Source organism: Sulfurimonas sp., assembly GCF_014859695.1.
Lineage (GTDB): Bacteria > Campylobacterota > Campylobacteria > Campylobacterales > Sulfurimonadaceae > Sulfurimonas.
Genome location: NZ_JACUTS010000110.1, coordinates 1 through 4,667, shown reverse-complemented (window position 1 = coordinate 4,667; position 4,667 = coordinate 1). Strand labels below are relative to the sequence as shown.

General features: G+C 31.7%; 8 protein-coding genes and 1 CRISPR repeat array. Of the genes, 5 read left to right on the top strand and 3 right to left on the bottom strand.

The window, feature by feature from the left end; translation table 11 throughout:
• Positions 1-26: 26 nt before the first annotated feature.
• Positions 27-774: a CRISPR direct-repeat array (repeat unit 28 nt; unit sequence GTGAACTGCCGGATAGGTAGCTTAGAAA).
• A 25-nt stretch (positions 775-799) separates the two neighbouring features.
• Positions 800-1,114, top strand: coding sequence for a hypothetical protein (locus IBX42_RS11330; protein WP_294933016.1), 315 nt, complete (start codon positions 800-802; stop codon positions 1,112-1,114).
• Positions 1,115-1,451: 337 nt separating this feature from the next.
• On the opposite strand, the gene IBX42_RS11325 is transcribed toward IBX42_RS11330, so the two are convergent.
• The 3 genes from IBX42_RS11325 to IBX42_RS11315 are packed head-to-tail and all read right to left on the bottom strand — an operon-like array spanning position 1,452 to position 2,413.
• Entirely contained in the window at positions 1,452-1,766 is a 315-nt protein-coding gene (locus IBX42_RS11325) for a hypothetical protein (protein WP_294933014.1), read from the bottom strand.
• Between the two features lie 38 nt (positions 1,767-1,804).
• Entirely contained in the window at positions 1,805-2,206 is a 402-nt protein-coding gene (locus IBX42_RS11320; protein WP_294933012.1) for a hypothetical protein, read from the bottom strand.
• Positions 2,207-2,212: 6 nt separating this feature from the next.
• Positions 2,213-2,413 (bottom strand): helix-turn-helix domain-containing protein, encoded by a 201-nt coding sequence (locus tag IBX42_RS11315; protein ID WP_294933011.1) that lies wholly within the window; start codon positions 2,411-2,413, stop codon positions 2,213-2,215.
• A gap of 131 nt (positions 2,414-2,544) precedes the next feature.
• Here IBX42_RS11315 and IBX42_RS11310 point away from each other — a divergent pair, with 131 nt between their 5' ends.
• The 4 genes from IBX42_RS11310 (at position 2,545) to IBX42_RS11295 (ending at position 4,482) form a co-directional block, all read left to right on the top strand.
• The gene (locus tag IBX42_RS11310; protein ID WP_294933009.1) at positions 2,545-2,871 is read left to right on the top strand and encodes a hypothetical protein; all 327 of its coding nucleotides are present in this window, start codon (positions 2,545-2,547) and stop codon (positions 2,869-2,871) included.
• Between the two features lie 265 nt (positions 2,872-3,136).
• The gene (locus IBX42_RS11305; protein ID WP_294933007.1) at positions 3,137-3,481 is read left to right on the top strand and encodes a hypothetical protein; all 345 of its coding nucleotides are present in this window, start codon (positions 3,137-3,139) and stop codon (positions 3,479-3,481) included.
• A 292-nt stretch (positions 3,482-3,773) separates the two neighbouring features.
• Positions 3,774-3,962 carry a hypothetical protein gene (locus IBX42_RS11300; protein WP_294933005.1) on the top strand — a complete coding sequence of 63 codons (189 nt, stop codon included), beginning with the start codon at positions 3,774-3,776 and terminating at the stop codon, positions 3,960-3,962.
• Between the two features lie 160 nt (positions 3,963-4,122).
• Entirely contained in the window at positions 4,123-4,482 is a 360-nt protein-coding gene (locus IBX42_RS11295; protein ID WP_294933003.1) for a hypothetical protein, read from the top strand.
• The last annotated feature ends 185 nt before the right edge of the window (positions 4,483-4,667 follow it).

Genomic DNA, 4,667 nt, shown 5'->3' with positions numbered 1-4,667 from the left:
GCTGTCTTTTAGATATTGGTTTTGCTGTGAACTGCCGGATAGGTAGCTTAGAAAATCCGCCTTGGATGACATTCAAAAATTGATGAGTGAACTGCCGGATAGGTAGCTTAGAAAATATCAGACAAGTAGAACATTAACAGAAGCTAGTGAACTGCCGGATAGGTAGCTTAGAAAACCCACACCCGTTTGATTATTGAATCTGCATTGTGAACTGCCGGATAGGTAGCTTAGAAAAAACGGGTCTCCCTTTGTAACCGCGTTATAAGGTGAACTGCCGGATAGGTAGCTTAGAAATATGTTTAAAGAATTAAAATATATTTGAGTATGTGAACTGCCGGATAGGTAGCTTAGAAAATTGGTTATAGTCGTCTCAACACTTTTTATAAGTGAACTGCCGGATAGGTAGCTTAGAAATTGTGCAGTTGATGGATAAAAAGCACTATAAAGTGAACTGCCGGATAGGTAGCTTAGAAAGCAAATATGGAATCCCAACGGTATTATCTAAAGTGAACTGCCGGATAGGTAGCTTAGAAATTAATTTTGTGAATTTATAAAGACTATTATAGGTGAACTGCCGGATAGGTAGCTTAGAAATGATTAATAGGAGTATAAAATTTGCTCAAAATGTGAACTGCCGGATAGGTAGCTTAGAAATGATAAGTGCGATTTTGATTATTTTGATTTTAGTGAACTGCCGGATAGGTAGCTTAGAAATATATATCTTTGCTTGTATAAGCGTTCTATAGGTGAACTGCCGGATAGGTAGCTTGGAAGAGTTAGACAGCCTTTAAAACTTTATATACAAGAGCTTTATACTTTACATGACAATAAGTATCTTTTCATTACTCAATACAAAAAGCCGTACATAGATACTGATTTTTTTGTAAATAAATTTTGGATTCCAAGTTTAAAAGAGTTAAATATAGATTATCGCAGACCATACAATACACACCATACCCACGCTACAAATATGCTTTATAATAACTTGGTAACACCTGTACAACTTGCACAGCTTTTAGGTCATGCTAATACTCAAATGGTGTTTGATGTTTATGTAAATTATCTTGATACTTTTAATAATAATTTTGATAGAAGTATAAAAATTTATAAGTGATTTTGGGTATGCAAGAGTTTTTTTGATTTTTAAAAAAGTGCTTTAAAGTCCTAAATATAGGGCTTAGTGGTGGACGAGGAGAGATTCGAAAAAACCCCATCCTTAAATTAGATATAATTCTATTTGTACAAGCACTGTGTTATCTTTTTGGCTTATGGGCGTTAATTGAAAAATTAGGGATTTGGACGTGTGGGTATCTCCAAGAGAGGAGATACAGTGTGAATTTATTTCTTATAGTAGTGGTTTTAATGGTTTTAGCCGAACCGTTATATTAAAATGTGGGAGCTTATGCTCTCACTCCACTGCTGTAATTGTACCATAAAAGAAAAAATGTTTTTTAATCAGGTATTGAGAAACTTATTTTACATTGTTCATCTGGCGTTACCATTAGTTTTAATTTTCCTTTTTCTATTTTTTTGTTCATAGCTGCATACCCTTTAGGTAAACTTCCTATGTTTTTCCCTTTTGAATCTAGTAAATGTACCGTTCCACATGTAGATGGTGTTTTATCTATTTGAGCGTAACCGTCATTTTTCGCATATAAATTATATACAGTCATTTTATTTGTCGTATATACTCCATTGCTTTCTTTTACATTTATCGTATCTGCTATTATTGTTGTAGCTATAATTAAACTTATTAAATATTTCATGTCACTTCTTTTTTTGATTTTTATATTTTTTTCATATATTATTTTACTTTTTTGTATATTGTTTTTATGCCAGCTAGGTTACTTTCCAGAGTGTTATCATCAATAATATTGATTATAGTACCTATTCCCCATTCGTCAGTAACTATTACTCTGTTTTCTTCTATATCATATTTTACTTTTGATATCATCCCCATAGTTTCAATACTATCACTTTTAAATATAATTTTATTTTTTCCTAGTATATTGCTTTTACTATTCCATTCTCCTATCAATGGATTAGAATTTATATTGATATTTATCAATGCAATTATTGCTATTGCAACTATCGTAACAATTAAATATAAAAGAAGATTGTTTGATTTTTTATTTGCATTTGGGTTATTTTTACAATTTAAACACTCTCTTGTCCAGTACTCTTTTCCGCATTTCTCACACTTCATTTTTCCCTACTTTAATTTAAATTTGCCATTGCTTGCATCGTTTTTTATTTGCTCTAATCGTTCCAGGTGTCGCCTAGTTTCTTCTATGCTTTCATCTAGTGCCAAACCTTGATTTATTAATCTTACTAAATCTGGTCTCTCTTTTTCCCATTTACTTAAATTTTGCCTTGTTGTTCCCAACATTGTTGCCAATTCTTCTTTTGTCATAATAAGTTACCTTTCTTTAGTAATTTAGTAATATTAGTTTCTTTTTCTTTAAAATTAAGTTTTATTGAAGTTAATATGGATTACAATATAACTAGTAAATGTAAACTAATATAACATTTTAAGGAAGTGACATGAAGACAATTAACAACAAAACTCAAAACTCTCTGTTTCAGCTTCAAGCTGTTCTTATCGCAAATGGTATTAACAATGGTGGCAGTGTCACTTCTCAACTCAATGATATCAAAAAATCACTTAATACTAAAAAATTCTCTCTTGGTTCTATTTGGTTTTCTTTCCAATATGAAGATAATGACCATATTCTTTCTTTAAGCTCTGCAAAACTTTCTAAAAAAGTACAAAAAAAAGATACTCCAATATCAAAGATTTTAAAAATCTATAGACCAGATTTAAACCATGATTTACATGAGCATAAATTTAATCTTGGAGCAGTTGCATAATGTACGCTTTCCCTCTGATGTTCAATAAGTCGTTAAAAAATAGATACGCATTCACGGAACTGTTAACAGAGTTTGAAGTAAGTCGTTGATATCACGTCCCATGAGGTTGAAGACGTTAAAAGCCACTCTCTCCCCGTCAGTCACTTCTCGGGGGTTAAAACAGAGTGATAAATTGAGTTTACAGAGCATAAAATATTTATGTTTCATAAACTTAATTCTATAAGTAGGGTTAAGTTAAATTTTAAATGCACTTAAGGAGTGACAAATGACAACACACATGATAGGTACTTTAATGGAATGTAAACCCACTGAATACACGGACAAAAAAACGGATAAAACAATCTACGGTACTGAACTTACAGTGATGTTTCAAGGTGTAGACGAAGAGGGATACAAAAAAATCTCTGTGGAGACTGTAGGAACTGATGAAGAGTACTACGACACTCTAAAAGATAAAATCGGCTCTATTGTAGCTCTTCCTTATCTGATAAAAATCGACCAATACGGTGTCAAGGCTTACCCTGACCGTTCTATGCCTGTACTGACTTTAGAGAAAAACCCTCTTGATTATTCAAAATTTGAGAGAAAACCAAAGACAGCAGCAAAGTAACAATGAATAGACAGAGCCACGATTTTTTTTAAAAATGTGGGAACAACTGAAAGGCGTTAGGGACTATAAAAAAATGAATGAAGCTCAAACAATTTTATATCTTCGTTTTTTACAAAATGACATAAATGTTTTATTGCGAACAAATGAAGATAATTTAAAGTTATGTGAGCTTAGACAAAAAAGAGATGTAATCCTCTCAAAATTTTAATATCGCACTGAGAAGCGTAATTTTTTCAATGCGGTATTAATCTATTACGAGGTTTTTACTAGCTTTTTTTTCAAAGGATTGAAAATGTTAAAGAGTTTATTTGCGAAATTGTTCGCGTTTCTAGGTTTTATGGGTCTAATGGCTTCTCAAGCACAAGCGGCTCTCGTTGTTGCTCCATTAGATACAGCTGATTTTATGACAGTTGCAGGTGCGGTTGTTGTTGCGTTGGGTGCATTTTATGGTGTTAGAAAAGCTCTTGGGCTTCTTCGTTAAAAATGCCAGTTCTTCCTACTCTTGATATTGAGTTAATCACTGCTACTTTTGGTGTTTTCTTAGTAGCTCTTGGTGTAATGTGGGGAGTTAATAAAGCAATTATTTTGCTTAAATCTCATTAACTCTTTGGAGTTTTTGAGATTATATAAAAGAGGAAAAAATGAAATATTTAATAAGTTTACTTTTTACAATAAATTTTTTAAATGCTTCTATGCTCCTTGACTCTAAAAATATCTGCATTGATGATTTTTACTACACTACTAATCAATTTAATTATTTAGACTCAAAAACTCAAACTTGGTTTTACTTTGACTCTACAAATATAAATCTCTCAAAGTCAATAATTCCAAACTTCATTTATGACATTGCATCAGATAAATGTTCTCCAAACTCTGCATTTATTTTGGGTATGCAAGAAACTGAATATAATTTTTTGTTGGGCATTGTCGGGTTAATTCTTGGTGCTGTTTTTATGTTCTTCACTATTCAAATTTTTATAACTGTAGGTGGTCGCAGATGATTTACATAGAACTTACTGACATGATAATAATAAACTACTTTGCAAGTATCTTTATAAATCTTACTGCTGTCATAGCTCCTCTTTTCGGTGCTTTAGCTTTAACAAGGCATTAAAATGAAAAAAGTAATATTTTTGGTTTTTGTTTTAAAGTCATTTATTTTTGCTGATGTAATTAATGTTATTGT